This window comes from Rhodocytophaga aerolata, from assembly GCF_030503435.1.
GTDB lineage: Bacteria > Bacteroidota > Bacteroidia > Cytophagales > 172606-1 > Rhodocytophaga > Rhodocytophaga aerolata.
The window spans coordinates 292,221-314,000 of sequence record NZ_JAUKPO010000007.1; the positions used below are offsets into that span (position 1 = coordinate 292,221).

22 protein-coding genes are annotated in these 21,780 nt (G+C 39.1%); 14 read left to right on the forward strand and 8 right to left on the reverse strand.

Annotated elements, in window-relative coordinates; genetic code table 11:
* Positions 1–145: 145 nt before the first annotated feature.
* From Q0590_RS15010 to Q0590_RS15030, 5 genes are all read left to right on the forward strand, one after another.
* Entirely contained in the window at positions 146–2,944 is a 2,799-nt protein-coding gene (locus Q0590_RS15010; RefSeq protein ID WP_302038379.1) for a TonB-dependent receptor, read from the forward strand.
* An 89-nt stretch (positions 2,945–3,033) separates the two neighbouring features.
* A complete protein-coding gene (locus tag Q0590_RS15015; RefSeq protein ID WP_302038380.1) occupies positions 3,034–4,461 on the forward strand; it encodes a beta-helix domain-containing protein in 1,428 nt (475 codons plus the stop codon).
* A 70-nt stretch (positions 4,462–4,531) separates the two neighbouring features.
* Positions 4,532–5,110, forward strand: coding sequence for a hypothetical protein (locus tag Q0590_RS15020; protein ID WP_302038381.1), 579 nt, complete (start codon positions 4,532–4,534; stop codon positions 5,108–5,110).
* Positions 5,111–5,251: 141 nt separating this feature from the next.
* The gene (locus Q0590_RS15025) at positions 5,252–6,268 is read left to right on the forward strand and encodes a glycosyltransferase family 9 protein (protein WP_302038382.1); all 1,017 of its coding nucleotides are present in this window, start codon (positions 5,252–5,254) and stop codon (positions 6,266–6,268) included.
* A 136-nt stretch (positions 6,269–6,404) separates the two neighbouring features.
* Entirely contained in the window at positions 6,405–8,381 is a 1,977-nt protein-coding gene (locus Q0590_RS15030) for a T9SS type A sorting domain-containing protein (protein WP_302038383.1), read from the forward strand.
* 94 nt (positions 8,382–8,475) lie between these two features.
* On the opposite strand, the gene Q0590_RS15035 is transcribed toward Q0590_RS15030, so the two are convergent.
* The 4 genes from Q0590_RS15035 to Q0590_RS15050 form a co-directional block, all read right to left on the reverse strand.
* Positions 8,476–8,877 carry a hypothetical protein gene (locus Q0590_RS15035; protein ID WP_302038384.1) on the reverse strand — a complete coding sequence of 134 codons (402 nt, stop codon included), beginning with the start codon at positions 8,875–8,877 and terminating at the stop codon, positions 8,476–8,478.
* Between the two features lie 128 nt (positions 8,878–9,005).
* On the reverse strand, positions 9,006–9,239 hold the full coding sequence (locus tag Q0590_RS15040) for a hypothetical protein (RefSeq protein WP_302038385.1): 234 nt from the start codon (positions 9,237–9,239) through the stop codon (positions 9,006–9,008).
* A 12-nt stretch (positions 9,240–9,251) separates the two neighbouring features.
* The gene (locus Q0590_RS15045) at positions 9,252–9,551 is read right to left on the reverse strand and encodes a hypothetical protein (RefSeq protein ID WP_302038386.1); all 300 of its coding nucleotides are present in this window, start codon (positions 9,549–9,551) and stop codon (positions 9,252–9,254) included.
* Positions 9,552–9,577: 26 nt separating this feature from the next.
* Positions 9,578–9,847 carry a hypothetical protein gene (locus tag Q0590_RS15050; RefSeq protein ID WP_302038387.1) on the reverse strand — a complete coding sequence of 90 codons (270 nt, stop codon included), beginning with the start codon at positions 9,845–9,847 and terminating at the stop codon, positions 9,578–9,580.
* Between the two features lie 159 nt (positions 9,848–10,006).
* On the opposite strand from Q0590_RS15050, the gene Q0590_RS15055 reads away from it, so the two are divergent.
* Positions 10,007–10,348, forward strand: a complete 342-nt coding sequence (locus Q0590_RS15055; protein WP_302038388.1) for a hypothetical protein — start codon at positions 10,007–10,009, stop codon at positions 10,346–10,348.
* A 67-nt stretch (positions 10,349–10,415) separates the two neighbouring features.
* On the opposite strand, the gene Q0590_RS15060 is transcribed toward Q0590_RS15055, so the two are convergent.
* Complete coding sequence (locus tag Q0590_RS15060) at positions 10,416–11,513, reverse strand: S1C family serine protease (RefSeq protein ID WP_302038389.1); 1,098 nt, start codon at positions 11,511–11,513, stop codon at positions 10,416–10,418.
* Between the two features lie 30 nt (positions 11,514–11,543).
* The gene (locus tag Q0590_RS15065; protein WP_302038390.1) at positions 11,544–12,113 is read right to left on the reverse strand and encodes an RNA polymerase sigma factor; all 570 of its coding nucleotides are present in this window, start codon (positions 12,111–12,113) and stop codon (positions 11,544–11,546) included.
* Between the two features lie 132 nt (positions 12,114–12,245).
* Here Q0590_RS15065 and Q0590_RS15070 point away from each other — a divergent pair, with 132 nt between their 5' ends.
* Together Q0590_RS15070 and Q0590_RS15075 are read left to right on the forward strand one after the other, a co-directional pair.
* Positions 12,246–12,455 carry a hypothetical protein gene (locus Q0590_RS15070; RefSeq protein ID WP_302038391.1) on the forward strand — a complete coding sequence of 70 codons (210 nt, stop codon included), beginning with the start codon at positions 12,246–12,248 and terminating at the stop codon, positions 12,453–12,455.
* Between the two features lie 151 nt (positions 12,456–12,606).
* The gene (locus tag Q0590_RS15075; protein WP_302038392.1) at positions 12,607–12,789 is read left to right on the forward strand and encodes a hypothetical protein; all 183 of its coding nucleotides are present in this window, start codon (positions 12,607–12,609) and stop codon (positions 12,787–12,789) included.
* A 67-nt stretch (positions 12,790–12,856) separates the two neighbouring features.
* On the opposite strand, the gene Q0590_RS15080 is transcribed toward Q0590_RS15075, so the two are convergent.
* Positions 12,857–13,255 (reverse strand): TerB family tellurite resistance protein, encoded by a 399-nt coding sequence (locus tag Q0590_RS15080; RefSeq protein WP_302038393.1) that lies wholly within the window; start codon positions 13,253–13,255, stop codon positions 12,857–12,859.
* A gap of 302 nt (positions 13,256–13,557) precedes the next feature.
* On the opposite strand from Q0590_RS15080, the gene thiL reads away from it, so the two are divergent.
* Entirely contained in the window at positions 13,558–14,583 is a 1,026-nt protein-coding gene (gene thiL / locus Q0590_RS15085) for a thiamine-phosphate kinase (RefSeq protein ID WP_302038394.1), read from the forward strand.
* 85 nt (positions 14,584–14,668) lie between these two features.
* Positions 14,669–15,022 carry a hypothetical protein gene (locus tag Q0590_RS15090; protein ID WP_302038395.1) on the forward strand — a complete coding sequence of 118 codons (354 nt, stop codon included), beginning with the start codon at positions 14,669–14,671 and terminating at the stop codon, positions 15,020–15,022.
* Positions 15,023–15,067: 45 nt separating this feature from the next.
* Here Q0590_RS15090 and purB read toward each other — a convergent pair whose 3' ends face one another.
* Positions 15,068–16,411 carry an adenylosuccinate lyase gene (gene purB, locus Q0590_RS15095; protein WP_302038396.1) on the reverse strand — a complete coding sequence of 448 codons (1,344 nt, stop codon included), beginning with the start codon at positions 16,409–16,411 and terminating at the stop codon, positions 15,068–15,070.
* A 345-nt stretch (positions 16,412–16,756) separates the two neighbouring features.
* On the opposite strand from purB, the gene Q0590_RS15100 reads away from it, so the two are divergent.
* From Q0590_RS15100 to Q0590_RS15115, 4 genes are all read left to right on the forward strand, one after another.
* Positions 16,757–17,824, forward strand: coding sequence for a ferredoxin--NADP reductase (locus tag Q0590_RS15100; protein ID WP_302038397.1), 1,068 nt, complete (start codon positions 16,757–16,759; stop codon positions 17,822–17,824).
* A 35-nt stretch (positions 17,825–17,859) separates the two neighbouring features.
* Positions 17,860–19,587: a M3 family oligoendopeptidase gene (locus Q0590_RS15105; RefSeq protein WP_302038398.1), complete on the forward strand. Its 1,728-nt coding sequence runs from the start codon at positions 17,860–17,862 to the stop codon at positions 19,585–19,587.
* Positions 19,588–20,022: 435 nt separating this feature from the next.
* Entirely contained in the window at positions 20,023–20,829 is an 807-nt protein-coding gene (locus tag Q0590_RS15110; protein ID WP_302038399.1) for a TerC family protein, read from the forward strand.
* 246 nt (positions 20,830–21,075) lie between these two features.
* Complete coding sequence (locus Q0590_RS15115) at positions 21,076–21,645, forward strand: type 1 glutamine amidotransferase domain-containing protein (protein ID WP_302038400.1); 570 nt, start codon at positions 21,076–21,078, stop codon at positions 21,643–21,645.
* Positions 21,646–21,780: the final 135 nt, after the last annotated feature.

Consider the following 21,780-nt stretch of genomic DNA (forward strand, 5'->3'; position numbering starts at 1 on the left):
CTTTTTTAGTTTTATGCACCTGTTGATGAAAGTCAAATCAGATTAAGGAATTGTTAACAGAGCTTAACAGCTAATAATACTAATATAATTTTCGATTAATATTAGGCTAACAGTGTAAGACTAATTTTGCGGCAAAATCTTACATATGTTAAAACGTATAACTATTTTTTTTATACTTTCATTTCTTTGCACAATTTCTTTGTTTGCTCAGAGTGGAAGCATCAAAGGTACAATTCGGGATGCCGCAACAAACGAAGGAATTATTGGGGCTAATGTTATATTAGAAGGAACCACCACAGGTGCCTCTACAGATGTTAACGGAAATTATGTAATTCCCAAAGTGCCCACCGGCACAGTCAATCTTGTAATTTCTTATATATCCTATCGCACGAAGAAGGTAGAAGGGGTACGAATTGAAGAAAATAAAACTACTACAATTAACACCAATTTGGAAGAAGATGTAGCGATGCTACAAGACATTGTTGTAGTCGGTGCACGCGAGGCTCATACAGACATTGCCGTAATAAACGAAATAAAGAATGCTACTCAAGTAGTAAGCGGTGTATCTTCCGAACAAATTACACGCTCAATGGACCGGGATGCAGCACAAGTAATGATGCGCGTTCCAGGTATTACCATTCAGGATAACCGCTTTATTTCTATCCGTGGGGTTAGTGAGCGTTACAATCAGGTAATGATTAACAATGCTATTGCTCCTAGCACAGAAATAGATGTTCGTTCTTTTTCATTTGATCTAATTCCTAGCAACATGATTGAACGAATGCTGGTTTATAAATCGGGTACGGCAGACCTACCTGGTGACTTTGCAGGTGGAGTAATTAAATTATTTACACAATCTAGTGTTAACGAAAATTTTACGAACATATCGCTGAGTGGTGGCTTTAGAGTAGGAACTACCCTCAACGACTTTCAACAGAGCAAAACTAGCTCTACAGACTTTTTAGGTTTTGATAATGGTTTCCGCAAGTTGCCCTCTGATTTTCCTGCTAACCTAAATGATGTAAGTGGGGAGAATGCTTTTGACGTTGTAAGAAGTCTACCTAATAATTTTTCACCTATTCGTTCTACAGCTGCACCTGATTTTAGTTTTGGCGTAGGCTTCGGGCGTAAATTTTTCATAGGAAAAGTAGATGTAAGTAACCTCACTTCTATTAATTACTCTTACGGCTCGCAGTACATGAATATTGACCGTAATCTGTATTTGCAGTACAATTCCCAAACAGGTACTGTAGGCTCCCCTATATTTCAATATAATGATGATTTTTATGAGCGAAGTAACCGGGTAGGTATTATTCATAACTGGCGTTTTGTATTGAATCCTAACACAACTATAGAATTTAAAAATTTATATAATCAAATCGGCGACCATGAGACTGTATTAAGAAATGGCCAGAATTTAGTGCAAAGATCTTCTGATGAATTACAAAATTATGGCTACCGCTACACAGAAAGACGAATCTATAGCGGACAATTATTAGGCACGCACAAATTTGGAGGCGATCGTAGTACATTGAGCTGGCTGGTAGGTACTAATTACTTACTAAGAAATGAGCCTGACTTCCGCCGCTTCCGTACTTTCCGCACTGCTGGAACCGATAATGGATATGAAATAATTACGCCCTCTCAGAGTAGTTTAGTAGATAATTCTAGGTTCTATTCAAATCTGGATGAGTACAGTATTTCTAATGGAGTGGATTTTGAGCGTAAACTGGGTAAGACCGATGCAAAAAATCCTCTAGTTTACAAACTAGGATACTATGTAGATTACCGCGACCGTAGTTTCGCAGCCAGATATTTTTCTTATAACATCAGAAACCCTCGCCAAGAACTAACTTTGTTGCCAATTGACCAGTTTTTTGCACCTGAAAATATTGGCCGTGGAGATGTTGAGGCTACCGAAGGGACCAACTTATCTGATAGCTATAAAGGAACAAACTTGCTTACTGCCGGCTACGCAAGCATATCTATTCCATTCGGTCGGTTCTATTTATCTACGGGAGCTAGGGTAGAGCACAATCGCCAGCAATTGGAAAGCCGCGACAATGCAAATAGACGTCTAAATGTAGACAATCCTATATTTGTTCCTATGCCATTTGCTAACCTAAGCTTCGATTTGTCTGAAAGATCTCTTATGCGGCTAGCATATAGCCGTACAGTTAACCGGCCTGAGTTCAGAGAATTGGCTCCATTTTTATATTATGATTTTGTAAATGAAGCAAACGTAGTAGGAAGCCCTGATCTTGAAACTGCACGAATCCACAATATAGACTTACGATACGAATTTTACCCTCGTCCTGGCGAAACTATATCCATCGCAGGATTTTATAAAAACTTCGACAAACCAATAGAAAATTATGTAACGCAAGCTTCAGATGGTACCCAGCAATTCTCTTATAGGAATGCCGTATTAGCTAATAATGTAGGTGTAGAATTAGAAGTTAGAAAGTCACTTTCTGATATAGCAGGCGAAAGTTTTCTCAAAAATTTATCTCTGGTATTTAACGGATCGTACATCTACAGCCGCGTAGATTTAGGAAGTGATCCCACGCTTATTCAAGACCGTATCCGGGCCTTACAAGGGCAATCACCTTACATAGCCAATTTAGCTGCATTCTATGACGACAGAGATCGTGGCTTTGCCTTCAATGTATTTTACAATGTTTTTGGAAAACGCATCTCCAGAGTAGGTAGCGATATATTTCCTACCGTTTATGAAATGCCACGCAATATGCTGGATGCTACTATAAGTAAAACCATCGGCGAGAAAGTGACTTTGAAAGTAGGCGCACAAAATATATTGAATGCTCGCTACCGTTTCTTCCAGGATTCTAACAGAAACCGCGAAATAGGCGGAGTAGACCAATTAATTACCGGTTACCAGCGCGGAGCTTATTACACAGCAGGAGTAGCTATCAAATTATAATACATTGATTATATAAAGTTCACTTAACATTAGTTTAATACTAGAAATATAATTTTGCAACATACGTACATTAAGTAACCTAAACAATTATGAAAAAAATCCTAAGATTTGCTTTAATGGGACTACTGGTTTCTACTTTTGCTTGTAAAGACGATGATCCAGATCCAATAGATGCTGGCGAAACAGAACTGGTACTACTTTCAGGCAATCTCACTACCCAAACATTAGATGCTACGAAGCAATATTTGATTCAAGGGCAAACCTTTGTTCAAGATGGTCAAGTACTGACGGTACCAGCGGGTACTGTTATTTATGGAGAGAGACGTTCAAAAGGTACTTTAATTATAAATGAAGGAGGAAGGATAGTAGCAGAAGGTACAGCAGACAATCCTATAGTTTTTACCTCCAATCAGGCAGAAGGCGAAAGAGATAGAGGCGACTGGGGCGGTGTAATTATATTAGGAAAGGCGAATGTAAACCAGAACCGTCCGGCTATTGAAGGCATTTCTCCTGAAGCAAGATACGGTACACAAGGTAGCACAACCAACGATGGAGACAACTCAGGTGTATTACGGTATGTGCGTATTGAATTTGCAGGCATTGAGTTAACGCCTAACAATGAAACAAACAGCTTAACGCTGGGCGCTGTTGGCAATGGTACAGTTATAGAAAATGTACAAGTATCCTATGGTGGGGATGATGGCTTTGAGTGGTTCGGCGGTACAGTAAATTGCAAAAATCTTATTTCATACTCAACATGGGATGATGACTTTGATGTAGATTTCGGATATTCTGGAAATGTGCAGTTTGGTTTGGCAGTTCGAAATCCATCGTATGCCGACCAGTCAGGTTCTAATGGATTTGAAGTAGATAATGATGCTACTGGATCGGCTGCCATACCTCTTACCTCGGCTGTGTTTTCAAACATGACTATTCTGGGGCCAAGAGTTAATACAGGCTCTAGCCTTAATGCAAACTACCAAAATGCCTTGCATATTCGTCGCAATGCTGCAATTTCTATATTTAATTCTGTTATCTCAGGTTTCCCAACAGGTCTCCGGATGGATGGTGCGAATACAATCACTAACTATACAGCAGGCAGTGGTATATTAGCAAACAACACCCTCATTGCTATAGGTAGCCGTTCTGCAGCTGCTACACCATTTGCTACTGACCAGGCTGCTATTGGTACTGCAGGCATAGAGGCTGCTTGGGCCGCATCCGGTAACGAACTAGTTTTGAATACTCCTCCAGCAGATAATAACGCAGCAGCAACCAAGCCAGATTATGCAGCAAATAATATAAATGAACAGTGGTTTTTTAGTTCGTTTGCTCTAGGAGAATATCCTGCTAATCCCGGATTCACCATGACTTCTGTTAAAAGTGCAGATTTTACTAATCCGAAAATATCTGGTGCTTTCTTCGATAAAGTAGCCTATCGTGGTGCAATTGGTACCACAGATTGGACTGATGGATGGTCTGATTTCAATCCAGTGAATGCACAATATGCACAATAGATAATTTTATTGCTTATTTTAAAGGCTTACCTCAGTTAATGGGGTAAGTCTTTTGTTTAGTATATATTCAATGATAAAAAAGAAATTACCTATTTTACTATTCTGTATGCTCTCGATTTTTGTATGGAGTTGTGCTAAAAAAGAGACATACAGCCCGGAAACATACTTCTCTCCAGAAAAACAACACCAATTTTTGATGAATATAAGCCGATATGTTGCTAAACTTCCTAAACATACCTCGCATGAGCAAAAGTTTGATAGCAAACATGATCTATATTATCAGGAGGAAATGCAAAAGTATGAAATACAACATTATTATATTTCTTCAGATAGCGTACATTATTTTCTAATTAACCGTCCGGCCCCAAGTCTGTATGCTAAAAAGGTGGCTATAGGAGGCAGGTTAAAATACGACAAAGGCATGCTGATTGAATACGAAGAAGTTTTTAGAACTTGGAAACTAAAAGAAGACGAACTCGAAAAAAAAGGAGAAATGCTTTTTGCAGCGATGGTAGAAAAAGGCAACGTAGATCAATACCTACCCAATAAAACTCAAGATGATTGGGTAGAATTTCCGGATAGCAAAAATTATTTTGACAAAGCCAGCCGTCGTTGGCGTGTAAAGGGGCAGAATGATTCACATTTATAATTAACTACTAACCACAGAAAGTGCGCCTTTATAAAATTATCCTTCTTTTTTAATTTATTGTAAACCGTAAGAGCTATTCATATGTTTGTGAATAAATGGACTAGTAAATTTCTTTACAACCAATACGGTTAAGCTCAATTCATGCCAAAGAAAAAAATCCTGATTATCCGCTTCTCATCCATAGGAGATATTGTACTAACCACACCTGTAATCCGGGCCGTAAAGTTACAAGTAGAAGATGCCGAAGTACACTACTGCACCAAAATTCAGTACAAGCAATTAGTAGAACATAACCCATATATAGATAAGTGCTTCTATCTGGAAACCCGCCTGGCTGATTTAATTCATCAGTTGCAGCAAGAGAAGTATGAGTATATTATTGATCTGCATCATAACATCCGCACCAGAATTATTAAATTACGATTAGGGGTAAAGGCCTACAGTTTCGATAAACTCAATTATGAAAAGTGGTTACTCGTAAATCTAAAGATCAATAAACTTCCCAACATCCATATAGTAGACCGGTATCTGGATACAGTAAAAACATTAGGCGTAAAAAAAGACCAGTTTGGCCTGGAATATTTTATTCCTGACAAAGATGTAGTAGAACCCGAATGGCTCCCCCAGACTCATCGCCGGGGATTTATCGCCTATGCTATAGGCGGACAACATGCTACCAAAAAATTGCCCGTTTCCCGCATGATCGAATTATGTGATAAAATTAATAAACCCATCGTATTGCTGGGAGGCAAAGAGGATGCAGAAAATGGGGAAACCATAGCTAAGTTCTTTGAAAAACACGAACGGAACGCCTCTTACGAAAATGCATTACGTGATTTGAATAAAAAAACAGTTATCTATAATGCCTGTGGTAAATATAACCTCAATCAGTCGGCTTCCCTTATTCAGCAGGCGCAAGTAGTTTTTACGCATGATACTGGTATGATGCATATTGCTGCGGCTTTTAAGAAAAAAGTGTATAGCATTTGGGGAAATACCATACCTAGTTTTGGCATGTACCCTTATCAGACTCCTTTTGTTGTATTCGAAAATAATAAGCTTAGTTGCCGACCCTGCTCTAAGTTAGGCTACCCCAAATGCCCGTTAAAACACTTCAAATGCATGAATGATATTGTATTTGATTTTTATATTCCTTAACTGAATACCCTCTGAAATACAATATGTTAGCTGGCAATGGCATAAAGCAGATTTGCTTCTCTGTTAAAATTTTGTAAATTTCATGCATACATCTTACATCTAAGTTGTATTAACCAGCAAAGAGATAACCTAAGCTATGAATGCTATAATGAAACCTTTGAGAATGGTGCCCGGTGGTGTAGGTCCACTACTGGCAATTTTTTCTATTTTATTTTATGTGCCCACACATGCTCAGATTGCTATCAGAGGTGAAATTAATTCGTATGCCGCCGTAACTGGATTTGATGTGTGTGCTAACAAATTGAGTGTAGCAAGTACAGCTGGTTTCCAACCTGGTAATGTTGTCATGCTTATACAAATGCAGGGTGCAACTATTAATGAGAGCAATAGTTCTGCGTATGGCAGTATTTCAAGCTACAATAATGCCGGGAATTTTGAAAAAGCTGTGATCGCTGAAATACAAGGGAACACCATCTCTTTTACAAAAGATTTAATTAAAACTTATGATGCGAACGGGAAAGTACAAATGGTAAGCATTCCTCAGTACGGCACTGGGACTGTAATTGTGCTAGGTGAACTTACTGCTGCCCCATGGAATGGTACTACAGGCGGTGTTCTGGCTTTTGAAGCTATTGGTGGCACAGTAGATGTAAGAGCAAATATTAATGTTAATGGCAAGGGATTTAGAGGTGGGGGAATAACCTTACGAAGAGGTAATGGAAATAATTGTAATCCATTCTTTCCTAGTCCGGACTACTATTATGGAAGTGATAGCTGGGAAAGTGCTTTTAAAGGTGAAGGCATTGCCGAAACAATAACCGGAAAGGAATTAGGTAGAGGCTCACAAGCGAATGGAGGTGGGGGTGGTAATGACCATAACTCCGGTGGTGGCGGTGGAGCGCATGCCGCTTTAGGAGGAAACGGTGGAGAAAACAGAGAGCCTCCATTAAATTTGTTTGGTAGCAACCAGTGTAGAGGATACAATCCCGGCTTAGGTGGTAGAGCTTTACAAACTACAGAACTTATTTTCATGGGTGGCGGAGGTGGAGGTGGACATAGTAACAACGAGAATGCTGGTACTCCAGGAGCGAACGGCGGCGGTATTGTTTACATATCAGCAAACGAATTGATTGGCAATAATAGAGTTATAAGTGCAAATGGAAATAATGCGATAAATGGACTTGGAGATGGAGTAGGTGGGGGTGGTGCAGGAGGCACTGTTATTTTAAATATCAATCAAGTAAATGCACAAGATTTACAAGTACAGGTAAAGGGTGGTAATGGCGCAGATGTAGATAACTTAGGGGATGATCGTTGCTTTGGCCCAGGTGGTGGAGGTAGCGGTGGGGTAATTGCCTTAAGTGACCAAATAGATCTTACTGAGATTATTGCCGATCTTTCTGGTGGCATTTCAGGAGTTACATTAAACAGTACAAGTGAGCTGAACTGTAATGGCAGCACAAATGGGGCTACAGCCGGAGGTAACGGCATTGTACGTAACAGTGTATTTATTCCAACTGGGTTGCTTGATCCGGGAAGTGGTTGTTTTACACCTACACCTGTAGATTACCTGTACTTCAAGCTACAGCCCCAAGATAATATAGTGCACCTGGAATGGGCGACTGCCAGAGAAAAGGACAATGATTATTTTTCTATTGAACGTTCTGAAAATGGCAAAGACTTTTATGAGATAGCCAGAGTACCGGGTAAAGGTACCTATAGCGGCGTTTCTACTTATACCATTAACGATAATAATCCTTTATTTGGGCTTAGCTATTACCGTATCAAACAAGTAGATTATGACCGTAAGTCTGCCTATACAGGTATTGAGCCTGTACGGTTCAGCGCCGGTGAGATGCTGCTAAGTGTTTATCCGAATCCAGTCCAAAGTCAGGATAATTTAAATATAACCTTATACAGTCCGGTAGAAGGAGAAGCTACGTTACGTGTATATACACTCTTGGGTGAGGAAAAATATACTGCTACTTACGGTGTTACCAAAGGTGCTCAAAAACTTGACTTATCCATGAATAATTTCACTACCGGCTGGTATGTTATTCATCTGCAAATAGGAAACTACTATAAAGTTCAGAAGATAAAGGTAGTCAGGTAAAACAGTGTACAAAAAGAGACACCCTATACATGGCATCTGCTAATAGATGCCATGTATAGGGTGTACTTATTATTACTATAAAAGTTTGTAAAAATTATTGCTTAGTACTCTGCTGCGATTGTCCGTCGCCTGAATTCTTCCCTGAAGCGTTATTGGCATCCTGCCCATCACTATCTTCTACATTTGCATTGTTGCCATACCCTGAGGCATTGGTTCCGGATTGGTTTTTCTGAATAGAATCCATTTCAACTCCGGGAGTAGCTACTGAGTCAGAAATCTGGCCTGCACCACCGGGCTTCCCATTACTGCTTCCGCCAATGGAAAGTGTATCAGCAGGATCATCGCCGGCATTATCCATATCCGAGCCATTTACAACATCCGAACTATTGTCTACAGAGCTTTCCTGGCTGCCACATGCAGAAAAGAAACCTGCCAATACAATAGCTGCTATTGCCGTTCCTAGTTTAAGTTTATTCATAAGATGATTTATTTCCATAGCTTTATAAAGTTTGTTGATGAATTGTTGAATCCTTTCTTCGTAAGAAAGTAACTATAGATTAGATGAAGTTCGTTTGTAACTTATATTCTATGATATAGCTTGCTAGTTCTGTAAGACTTCATAAGTTATAAACTATCGGTCTTGTCTTTAATTTCGGTGTTGTCAATCATCAATGTGTCATTTTTACGAACTTCTGTATTGTCCTGATCCGCACCAGTGCTGTTATTGTTAAAGTTTTCACGACTCGCTTCCTGCCCTGAGCAAGCAGGTATACCGGCTAAGCAACTACATAACAAAGCCACAAGACTAATTTTCAAAGCAGATCCATTCCGGTTTATCTTACTATTTTGCTTTTTCATATAAGCGGGTATTTATTGTTTTGTTTTGCTACTGGCCCGCATGGCACTATCCGTAGACATTCCTTTATCTATTACAGGGTTATTATCTAAGTCTGGATTTGCAGCAGGTGTACTGTCTGCTCTAACGCCTATAGGAGCCGTAGTATCTTCGTTGTTTGATTGTGGAAGTGTTGCTTCATTATCAAAATTCTTATCACTCTGGGTGTCATAGTCCCGGCCTCCGCAAGAAGTTATACTTAAGCTGGCAATTAATGCCAAGAAAGCAGCATTGTATATAAAAGCAGACTTGATTTTTTCTAATGAGCGTTTCATAGCTGATAATTTAAAATAATTATAGGTTACTTTTTATTAACTGTATCAGCAGACATTTGCCGTCCGGTACCGCTTGTGTCAGTATCTGCACGGCCCACAGCTTCATCGGTGCCTGCACGGCCGGCTTTTCCAGTAGTATCCACCGTAAAATCAGTTTGCTCCTCGCCTAAGTTACTATCCTGCCCCTGCTGGTTCTGACTACTATCGCAGGAATACAAACCGGTAGAAATCATTAGCATACTCATGCCTACCCATTTTACCCAAGATGTTCTTGTATTTTTCTTAAATAGTTTCATTTTATTCGTATTTTAGGTTGTTGGTTTATGTTGATGCAGATACGAAATATTTTGAAAAAGTTTCATCCATAAAATCAACATCTTACGTGTTTTATTGTACGTTCATTGCTTACGAAAACAAAACCACTAAGTTTTATAGGTTTATAAAATAAATACACATTGATAGCAATTGTCAGGCATGCTTCCTTCATCCCTGCCCGGGGTATGGCCTTATTTCCATTTATTCTCGTTAAGCATCCGCAAGATCTGGCAGATGCCAGGTTAATCCGGCACGAATACATTCATATTTGGCAGCAGATAGAATTACTTATTGTTCCCTTTTATGTTCTGTACCTGGCGAATTATTTGTGGAACCGGCTAAAGGGGCAGCCACATGAGCAGGCATATTATAATATATGTTTCGAAAAAGAGGCTTTTATGCATGACCATGATGAAAATTACTTGCGTGAAAGGCGGCTATGGGGTTTTTGGAGGTATATAATAAAGAAAAGCAGCTTTTAAGGCTGCCTTTCTTTATTGCACAGATATCTTCTTGCTAAAATGTTATTCTGTAAGCTATCAATATATTTTATTTATGCTGATAGACTTTTACATTAAATACCAGATTTTGCAGATACTTTATTTGTTCAGGTCGCTTTAGCTCTTTAATAGAATTTTTGGCGGGCAAGATAATTGGCTCAGGCAAAGAATCTCTAGGTATAGAATCAATTACTTCTAAAAGATATTTAGCCTTAATGGCAAATGCCGCACCTTCTGCATCCGTATGTTTACCTGAGATAATACCTACCAAATTTCCTCGGTCGTCCAGAAGAGGGGCACCACTATTGCCTGGGTTTACAGGTATAGAAATCTGATAAGCAGCCGTATCTCCCTCAAATCCGGTTTTAGAGCTGATGGTACCGTCTCCATACACCATGTCTTCCCGGGGAAAGGCCAACGTATACACTGGTTCTCCCAGATCAGATTCTCTGGTCTTAAAGCCATAAGGTATTTTCATAGATATAGGAAAATCCGGATCAGTAATTTTGAGCACTGCCAGATCGCTGAATTTATCAATATATACCTCTTTTGCCTTGTAGCGGCACAATTCATTTACTTTAGATTCTACATATACTGAATCTGCCCCGGCTATTACGTGCCTGTTGGTGACAATGTATCCGTTTGAGGAAATTAAAAAACCGGTAGCGCTATAAGTAACTGGCTTATAATCAGATGTATTACTGGATGTGGCGCTAACTATGTTTTTCTGGGTATTTTTAATAGAATTCAGCTCCCGTTTCAACTCTTTGTAATAGCTGATCTGACGGTTTTCCAGAGAATGAAGATAATCAACGGTGAATAGGGTACCCATAACTGTAATAACTGCTACGGAAGCAGCAACAACCATAGTGGGTAAATGTTTTTTCCAGAAAACCTGTATGCTGTATTTAGCAAACCTGCTCCTGTTAGCAAAGCTTTCAGTTTCCATTTCCTCGTGAAACTGGTTAAGCTTTTGCTTTAAGCCTGTTCGTTTTCCATACAAGGTAAAACTTTCCATCAGTAGCTTATGGCTACTTACTTCTATCGCCAGCTGAGGATCTTGTTTTATTTTTGTTTCAAACAAATCTGCCTCTTCCTTGCTTAATGTACCTGCTAAGTACTGTTCAATCTGTTCAATGTTACTCATGTTTACCATAATATAGGCTTCCTGTCAAAATTATTCACTATGATAACTGGAGAAAAAAAGCTTTTTTAACCGCATCAGGCATTTATATTTTTGATTTTTGGCATTGTCCGTATTTGTATATCCCATTTTTTCCATAATCTGCTGCATAGTAAAATTATGAATAAAAAAATCTTCCAGGATGGTGCGGCAAGGTTCGCCTAACTTTTCCAATGCCTGTTTCATAACTTTAAATTGCATATCCTTGTCTTCAATCTCTGCATCCTCTTTCACGAAAGGAATAAAACTCTCAAAGTCTTCAATCTTACCAACGTACCTGCTTTTTTCAGCCAACTTTTTCAACCACAACCGGCGGCTTACCGAATAAATGTATGTTTTTACTTTGCAGGTAAGCTCAAACCCAGGAATTTGCAGATTTTCATACAGCACAATAATAGATTCCTGATAAATATCTTTGGCTTCCTGCTCGGTTCCGCTGTTGTTGCCAATAAAATGCAGCACCATGGGAAAGTACGTTCTATACAATAAATTTAATGCTTTGTCATCTCCCCGTTTAAGCGCCAAGAGTAGCTCTTCATCAAATTCAGGCAATACTTTATTCATTAAATTTGCATTAATACACTAAGGTAGGAATTGTAACCTGTAAAAAATAAATCTTTTTTGGGTTACCTTCGTTAGTTTTCGGTATAAAGCCAAAATTTATTAAACCTTTAACCTTAAAACTTGACAATGACTATGAAAAAAGTAATGTATGCAGCTTTGTTTGTTCTTGGAACACTTAGCTTTTCTGCCTGCGATAGCTCCACAAGTTCAACCACTGAGTCTGACGAAAGAGTAATCGATAGAGACACTGTTGGAACAGAGGTAGAAGTTGAAGAAACAGTTGTAGAAACAGACACCAGCACCAGAACTCAAACAATGGAAACTGATACAACAAAACAATAAAATAATATATTGTACTCTGATATAACAAAAAAAGCCGGTATTCTATACCGGCTTTTTTTATTGTAAAAAATATAAATAATCCGTTGGGTTACCTGTTTTGATTTATTGTATAAACCAAAATTTTAACTATTACTTTAAAGAAAACAAGAAAATGAAAAAGATTTTATTCGTAGCACTACTTGCCTTCACTACTTTAGGTTTCACGGCTTGCGATAGCTCAACCACCACTACTAACGATGAGTCTACTGATACAACTACTGTAGAAACAGCTCCTGAAGAAATTACTCCAGCTGATACTACTTCTATGTCTGCAGACACAACTAGCGCTCAATAATCAAATTTATAGCAACAAAAAAGGCCTGATATGTATATCAGGCCTTTTTTGTTGTATTATCTGTTACTTATCTATCTACAGTCAGGTAGTTGATCTGCAAATCATTCTGGAACTTCTGGATCAAATCCTGTTGAAAAAGATTAATAATGCCTCTTTCTTTCGCTTCAGAAGCAGGGCTGTGATGGCTGGCTTCAGCAATAGCTTTCAGGATACTTACAAGGTGTTCATACTCAGGGCTTGGGCCATGTTCTTTAAAAATATCCATAGCTTTAGCATATACGTATTCTACCGTGTTGTCTTTTTGAGCTTCATATTTAAACGACCATACAATATCTTTGGCCCAGCTATGGTTCCTTACTATATGTTCCAAAGTTGCCACTTCTTCTCCTTGCACCACTCCATCAGCTTTGGCAACGGCATAAATGAGCTCACCAAACGCTTCGTATAATTTTTCTTTCGTAACCATTCGTGTAAATTTTTTGCCTTTTATCTGAAGTGAATATACTTTGTAACCTTCATTTTCACAACTTATCCTAAGTGAATCTGTTGATTAAGTTATATATAGTTAGCTATCAACAAATAAAAGTTGGATGAAGCTTTATTTAATAATTCATATAAAAAACTGGACAAACGGTAATGAGTTTGCGTAAATATCTTACATAGGTTTTTTATAGGCTGAAAATCAGGCAGCTATATAAATCTTTTCTATTTTATTGTTGTTATTCATACACTGTACTACATTTAGCCAAACTTTAATGAATATAGCATATGAAACGGACAGAGCTTAAAGAGTTGGGAGAATTTGGCTTGATAGACAGAATAGAGGCTGATTTTAAAAATATAAATTCTGAAACGGTTAAAGGTATAGGCGATGATGCAGCAGTGATTGATAATGGAAGTAATGTATACACGGTCGTTTCTACAGATATGTTGGTGGAGGGAGTACACTTCGATTTAAGTTATGTTCCCTTGCATCATTTGGGGTATAAAGCAGTGGCCGTAAATATTTCAGACATTGCTGCAATGAATGGCATACCTAAGCAAATAACGGTAAGCCTGGCGTTGAGTAGCCGTTTTTCAGTAGAAGCAATAGATGCACTGTATCAAGGTATTAAAATTGCTTGTGACGATTACAAAGTAGATTTGGTGGGTGGAGATACAACCAGTTCCAGAGCTGGGCTGGTTATTTCAATAACAGCAATAGGAGTAGTAGAAAAAAATAAAATAGCCTACCGCCATACAGCCAGGCCAAATGATATTATTTGTGCTACCGGCGATCTGGGTGGCGCTTATCTAGGCTTACAAGTGTTGGAGCAGGAAAAACAAGTATATCTGGCAAATCCGGAAATGCAGCCTCAACTGGCAGGAAAAGATTATTTACTGAAGCGGCAATTAAAACCGGAAGCCCGGATGGATGTAATCTATGAGTTGAATGATATAGGCGTAGTTCCTACATCCATGATTGATATTTCAGATGGGTTAGCTTCCGAACTTATGCACTTGTGCCGCTCTTCTAATACTGGCGCAGTTATTTTCGAAGACAAACTACCTATTCATGGCGAAACGTACAATACGGCTGTTGAATTTAACATTGATCCGGTAACCTGTGTGCTGAACGGAGGGGAAGATTACGAACTGTTGTTTACGATTAGTCAGGAAGATTTCCCCAAAATTAAAAACCATGCAGATATTGCCCTTATTGGCTATATGACTAATATACCTAAAGAAATACTGTTAAATACTAAGTCTGGCACACCCGTACCGATACGGGCGCAAGGCTGGGTACATTTTTGAGAAACTTGATAAACTATGTTAACTATCTACTATTATGGAAGCATTTCATAAATATTGCATTTTCACATGCATACTATGGTTTGGTATGGGAATGCTTATGAGTATTCCGGTATTGGGGCAGGAAAATAAGATTACAGCTACAACTAAAACAAGCATATCTGACGAATTTGATCTGAAAGAACTTAAAAACAGGCAGCGCCGAACAGTTTCTTACTTAGTAGTAACTGATATCCGGGATATAGCTTATGGAAACCGCTGTGTAACGGAAGCTACCCGCAGATTAGGGTTTGTTTATACGCCCATGCCTATCAGTGAGATAGAAAGAAAATCAAGATTCCATTACTTCACCCATAACCAGTTCACCAAACTAAAGATTACATTAAAACACGGTCCGGGCTGGAAAAAGAAGTTGAGAAAAAGCATTGCACGATGCGGGTAAAAGGGTTTGTACGCAGGCACATACGTAGGTAAGTGCCTGTATTTTTTATAAACCAGTATAGTTAAAAGGCGTAATCAACCGTAGCTCTTCTTTCACTTCATCACTTACTGCCAAAGTATTGATAAAATTGGTAATGGCAGGAAACGTAATTTTATCATTGGTACGGGTAAGTTCTTTTAAAGCTTCATAAGGCTTGGGGTAGCCTTCCCGCCGCAATATGGTTTGAATTCCTTCTGCTACCACAGCCCAGTTATTCTCCAGATCTTCACTCATTTTTGCTACATTAATTTCAAGCTTGCCTAATCCTTTCAGCAGCGACTGGCAAGCGATAAGTATATGTGCCAAGGGTACGCCAATATTGCGAAGAACAGTAGAATCCGTTAAGTCCCGTTGAAGCCGCGATATAGGAAGTTTGGCAGATAAATGTTCTAAAAGAGCGTTGGCAATTCCTAGGTTTCCTTCAGAATTTTCAAAATCTATTGGATTCACCTTGTGAGGCATGGCCGAGGAACCTATTTCGCCTTTTTTGATAGCTTGTTTAAAATAACCCATAGATATGTATTGCCACATATCGCGGTTCAAATCTATGAGAATGGTATTGATGCGTTTAAGGTTATCGAACAGGGTTGCCAGAAAATCATAATGTTCAATCTGGGTAGTGTAGCGGCTGCGGCTCAGTCCAAGAATGGTATTAACAAAATAATCTGCAAAATTTACCCAATCTATATGCGGATAGGCTACTGTATGGGCATTAAAGTTGCCAGTGGCGCCACCAAATTTAGCTGCATAGGGTATTTGTTCTAACAAGGCCAGTTGCTTTTGAAGCCGTTCACAGAATACCATTATTTCTTTGCCTAACCGTGTAGGGGAGGCAGGTTGGCCATGCGTGTAAGCCAGCATAGGAATAGAGGTCCATTGTGAAGCTAAATTCAGGAGTTTTTGATGCAGGTTATTCAATACGGGCTTTATCTCTTTTTCCAAGCCTTCTTTTAAGGAAAGTGGAATGGCGGTATTGTTAATATCCTGCGATGTAAGCCCAAAATGAATAAATTCACTAAAATTTTCTACCTCCAATGATTCCATTCTGGACTTAATATAATATTCCAGGGCTTTAATATCATGGTTGGTTGTTTTCTCAATATCTTTTATTTGTCTGGCATCCTCTATACTAAAGTTCTCATACAATTTTCTTAAATCATTGTATTTCTCTTTAGGAAAATCAGCTAACTGGGGCAGCGGCAATTCACATAAGGCAATAAAATATTCTATTTCTACGCGTGTTCTAAAATAGATTAGTCCCTTCTCAGAGAAGTAAGGAGACAAATGAGAAGCCTGTTGCCAGTATCGGCCATCTATCGGCGAAATGGCAGAAAGTGAATCTAGGTGCATAAGTGGCGTTGTTAATCCTCTCAAAGTTGACAATTATTCTCGATTTTTCTATATATCTGTAAACCTTTCCCAGAATTATTGAAACGGTAGCAAAACCTGTTCCTCGTAAAACTTGTGTTGCCATAATTTGTTATCAAACTGAGAGATGAACTGAAAATAAGCAGACTTTAATTTCTAGGGCTGATATGTTAAAATATTCAGCGGTAATTATCTTAGTTTTGCTACATAGAAACAAAACCGGCTCTTGTACGCTATACTTAGCTATTAACTTGCGTAAATCTGTAAGGACTAGTGTAAGCAAAGGCCAGAAAAGTAGTTTAGTCAATTGTATTAGCCTATTACTCCATGAGCACCAAGTACCATAAATTACGCGTAACAAATATCATTAAGGAAACTCCGGACACCATATCTGTCTATATGCAACAGCCTGCTCAAAGCAAAATTGCCTATAAGCCGGGTCAGTTCCTCACGGTACTTATTCCAATGGGTGGCGAAACCGTGCGCCGGTCCTATTCTATGTCTAGTTGCCCGCATACAGATAAAGAACTCTGCGTAACCGTAAAGCGGGTAGCCAATGGCAAAGTCTCTAATTATTTAAACGATCATTTGCGGGTAGGGCAGGAACTGGAAGTAATGGAACCAATGGGGAGTTTTTCTTTAGATCTACGGCCTGTACAACGGCATGTTATTCTAATTGGCGCTGGCAGCGGCATTACTCCACTAATGTCTATTGCTAAGGCTGTGTTGCGTATGGAATCTTCCAGTATTGTGTCGCTGCTCTATGGCAACCGCAACCAGGATACTATTATTTTCAAAAATGCCCTGGAAGAATTACAGAAACAATATGCTAACCGGCTCCGGATTGTGCATGTGTTAAGCCAGCCAAATCCAGGTTGGAATGGGCTTACCGGACGGCTGAACAGAACATTGGCAATAAAGCTGATTAATGAATTGCCTAAACTAGATGTATACCGTACCGATTATTATATATGTGGCCCCTCTGGTATGATGGAGGAGATGGAGCAAGCATTAAATATTTTGTATGTACCCAAAGAGAAAATTCACAAAGAAAGCTTTGCAACTACACCTTCTGCAGATACTACTCCAAAGCCAGTGGAAGACGATAATAAAGAAGTAAAAACCCAGGTGGTTACTATTATTTATGAAGGCAGTGAATACAAAGTAAAAGTAGAGCCACATCAGAGCATACTGGACGCTGGCCTGGATATGGATATAGACCTGCCCTATTCTTGCCAAAGTGGTTTATGTACGGCTTGCCGCGGAAAGTGCATTTCCGGAAAGGTACTCATGGATGAAGAAGATGGCTTGTCTGAGTACGAAATGAAAGAAGGATATGTGCTGGTGTGTGTAGGCCACCCACTGACCTCCGATGTTGTAATTGAAATTGACTAGATATATTCTACCATTTATAAGCTGCTATTGAACAAATGCCTGAAACTACCTTATCTATCCCACAACGGAAACAAAGAACCTTTTTGCCGGATAATTTTCAGTTAATTACCTGGGAAAGTATCCAGCCTTTTGTGGAAAATCTAAAATACCGCCCAATTCATTCTGCTAAAGACCTCCAGCACTGGTTTGAAGACAGAAGCGAACTGGAAGCGTATTTGGCGGAAAATTTTGCCTGGCGGTATATCCGCATGACCTGCGATACAGCAAACGAACAGCTGGTAACGCATCTGCAAGATTTTATTACCAACATACAACCCAAAATTGCTCCTGAAACAAATGCACTCAATGAAAAAGCCTTGCTGAATGAGTACCTGACCTGGATTAAAGCAGAGGGATTTGAGATTATGATACGGTCTATGAAAAAGGATTTTGAAATTTTCCGGGAAAAAAATATTCCGGTTATTACTCAAATCCAGACAGAAGAGCGTAAATACGGTGCCATAGCCGGAGAGATGACAGTAGAGATAGATGGAAAAGAACTGACCTTACAACAAGCTTCCGATTTTCTACAATCTACCAACCGTGCTGCACGTGAGGAAGCTTACAAAAAAATTGCTGAAAGGCGGTATCAAGATAAAGACAAGCTGGATGAATTATTTAACAAACTCATTCAACTCAGGCACCAGCAGGCAACCAATGCAGATTTTAAAAACTTCCGCGACTACATGTTTGCTGCGTTAGGCCGTTTCGATTACACCCCTGAAGACTGCTTTGCTTTCCATACTGCTGTGGCAGAGTCGGTAGTTCCTTTATTGAATGAAATGGCTCAAGAACGAAAAGAAAAGCTGAAGCTAGATATACTTCGCCCTTGGGATACAAAAGTGGATATTTCCAATAAACCTGCCTTAAAACCCTTTACTAGTGGCGAAGAGTTAATTAATAAAACCATTGAATGCTTCACCAAACTAGATCCGTATCTGGGACAATGCCTGGCTATTATGAAGCAAATGGGCCACCTGGATCTGGAGTCCCGCAAAGGTAAAGCACCAGGTGGGTATAACTATCCACTAGATGAGATTGGCGTACCATTTATTTTTATGAATGCTACGTCCAGTTTACGCGATATGGTAACCATGCTCCATGAAGGGGGGCATGCCGTACATTCATTCCTTACCAGGGACTTGTCTTTGAATGCATACAAACATCCGCCTTCTGAAGTAGCCGAACTCGCATCTATGTCTATGGAACTCATAAGCATGGATCATTGGAATTTATTTTTCGAAAGTGAAGAAGATCTTCGCCGGGCTAAAAGGCAACATTTGGAGCAAATCATAGAAACACTCCCTTGGGTAGCTACCATTGATAAATTTCAGCACTGGATCTACGAGCATCCAACACACACAGTGGAAGAAAGAAAACATACCTGGCTACGCATCTATGAGCAATTTTCAGATTCTGTAACAGACTGGGCAGGATTGGAAGAATACAAAGCATATATCTGGCAGAAACAACTACATTTATATGAAGTCCCCTTCTATTATATAGAGTATGGAATTGCGCAGCTGGGAGCCATTGCAGTCTGGAAAAATTATAAAGAAAATCCGCAAAGAGGCTTACAAGGCTATATAAATGCTTTGAAATTGGGCTATACAAAACCTATAAGCCAGATTTACGAAGCTGCGTACATTCCCTTTAATTTTTCGAAAGAGTATATTACGGAGTTGATAAGTTTTGTGAAAACCGAATTAGAAAAGGTAAAATAGTACATAAATGCTTGCCACATACTACTTTCTACATAAATAATAAGGGAATGCTCCTGCACAAGCATTATATTATTTAGGTACTGGCATCGTCCGCAGAAGAGTTTAGGTATGTCGTGGGATTCTCTCTAGAAAATACCTTTTACAAGTCTACCAAAATAGCAGGTTACATTCATCTATGTAATATTTATTAAGGGGAAATAGCACTACGGATAAAATTGTGAAGCGCAACTACCAGAATTTGACTATTTGCCTCCTTATACATCTTTTTTGCTTAAACTTTACATGTAGGAAAATCTTTGAGAAGGAATGAGATTGGCCATAATTTGATAGAATAGTATACCATTACTTACCTATATTTGCATTCTATCCTAAACCAGCAGCGATTTTCTTCCATTTTATTCATTTTTTACAACATTCTTTTTGTTATAAATAGTTATGGATTCTCTTCACCAGCTGCTAACTGAACTGTTTGGGCAGGATCTACAGGCAGCGGCCTTTGTAATACTTAACCTGATCATTATAGAGAGCTTACTTTCAGTAGATAATGCAGCAGTATTAGCTACTATGGTAATGGACTTACCACGTGCGCAAAGGGCAAAAGCCTTACGGTATGGTATTCTGGGTGCATATGTTTTCAGAGGTATATGTTTATTATTGGCTTCATGGATTATCAATTTTGGTTGGCTGAAAGGTTTGGGTGGCCTGTATTTGTTTTGGCTCGCCTTTAACTATTTTCGGTCAAAGGCTACTCCCAAAGATGAAGACGATACACTTAATAAGCAGGACAACCGCATTTATAGAGCTTTTCTCCGGATGTTGGGTGGTCCTTTTTGGGCCACAGTTGTATTTGTGGAGATAATGGACCTGGCTTTTTCTATTGACAATGTATTTGCTGCAGTTGCCTTCACAGATAACCTGTATCTTATCTGGATTGGGGTATTCCTGGGTATTCTCTCTATGCGTTTTGTTGCCCAAGGGTTCGTAAAGTTAATGGAAAGATTCTCTTTTCTGGAGCCTACTTCTTTTATAGTAATTGCCTTGCTTGGAATAAAACTAGTGGCCTCTTACATCAGCGAGTTTGATAAGTCCAGTGCCTTCTATCATTTTATAAATAATGAAGAAACAGACTTATATGTCTCCATTACTACTGTGCTTATTTTCTTTATTCCTGTGTTCACTTCTTTGTTGTTCAATTATCCTAAACACACGGTAACAGAGCAGAAAATAGCTGAAAAAAAATAATTTTAACGTTGGCTTCTGTCTTCTATAACAGGTGAATTGCATTCGCAACGTATGCATAAATACGGTTTCAGGTAAGTTTTGCTAAAACAAAATTTACATAGAGGCGTATTGTCTTACAAAGTCCTATGGTAGGCTTATACATTCTCTGTATAGGTTTTTCTCCAAAAATTTTAGTTGAAAAACGGATTTTCCTGCTATAAGGAAGGATGAATAGTAATTTAGTTAACCACTAAACTAACAAACCACATGAAAAAAATAGAAAATAAGAAAGTAGCTATTCTGGTAGCTAACGGGTTTGAGCAGGTAGAGCTTACCTCGCCGAAAGAAGCATTGGAGCAAGAAGGCGCCATAACTCATATTGTTTCACCAGAATCTGGCGAAGTAAAAGGCTGGGACGAAACTGACTGGGGTAAAACTTTTAAAGTAGATGTACCCTTGAATGAAGCGGATGCGGAAAATTACGATGCGCTAGTACTGCCTGGCGGGCAGATGAACCCGGATTTTTTAAGGGTAAATGAAAAAGCGGTTGCGTTTATTAAGCGTTTTTTTGAAGCTGGCAAACCCGTAGCTGCCATTTGCCATGGTCCGTGGACATTAATTGAGGCTGATGTAGTACGTGGCCGCACAGTAACCTCTTATCCTTCTATTAAAACTGATTTGAAAAACGCCGGTGCCAATTGGGTAGACCAGGAAGTAGTTACAGATAATGGACTGGTTACTAGCCGGAAGCCAGATGATCTGCCTGCTTTTAATAAAAAGATGATTGAAGAGATCAGGGAAGGAAAACATCAGGCGCAAGCTTCTAGCAGCAAATAAGATAGCTGTATTTCGTTAGACAAAGCAAAAACTCCTCTTCCTTTACGAAGAGGAGTTTTTGCTTTATGTGCTGCTAGGTTAGGTGCGGATTCATAAGTGCAAAAAGAATGTTAAGGGATATATGCAAGAATATTT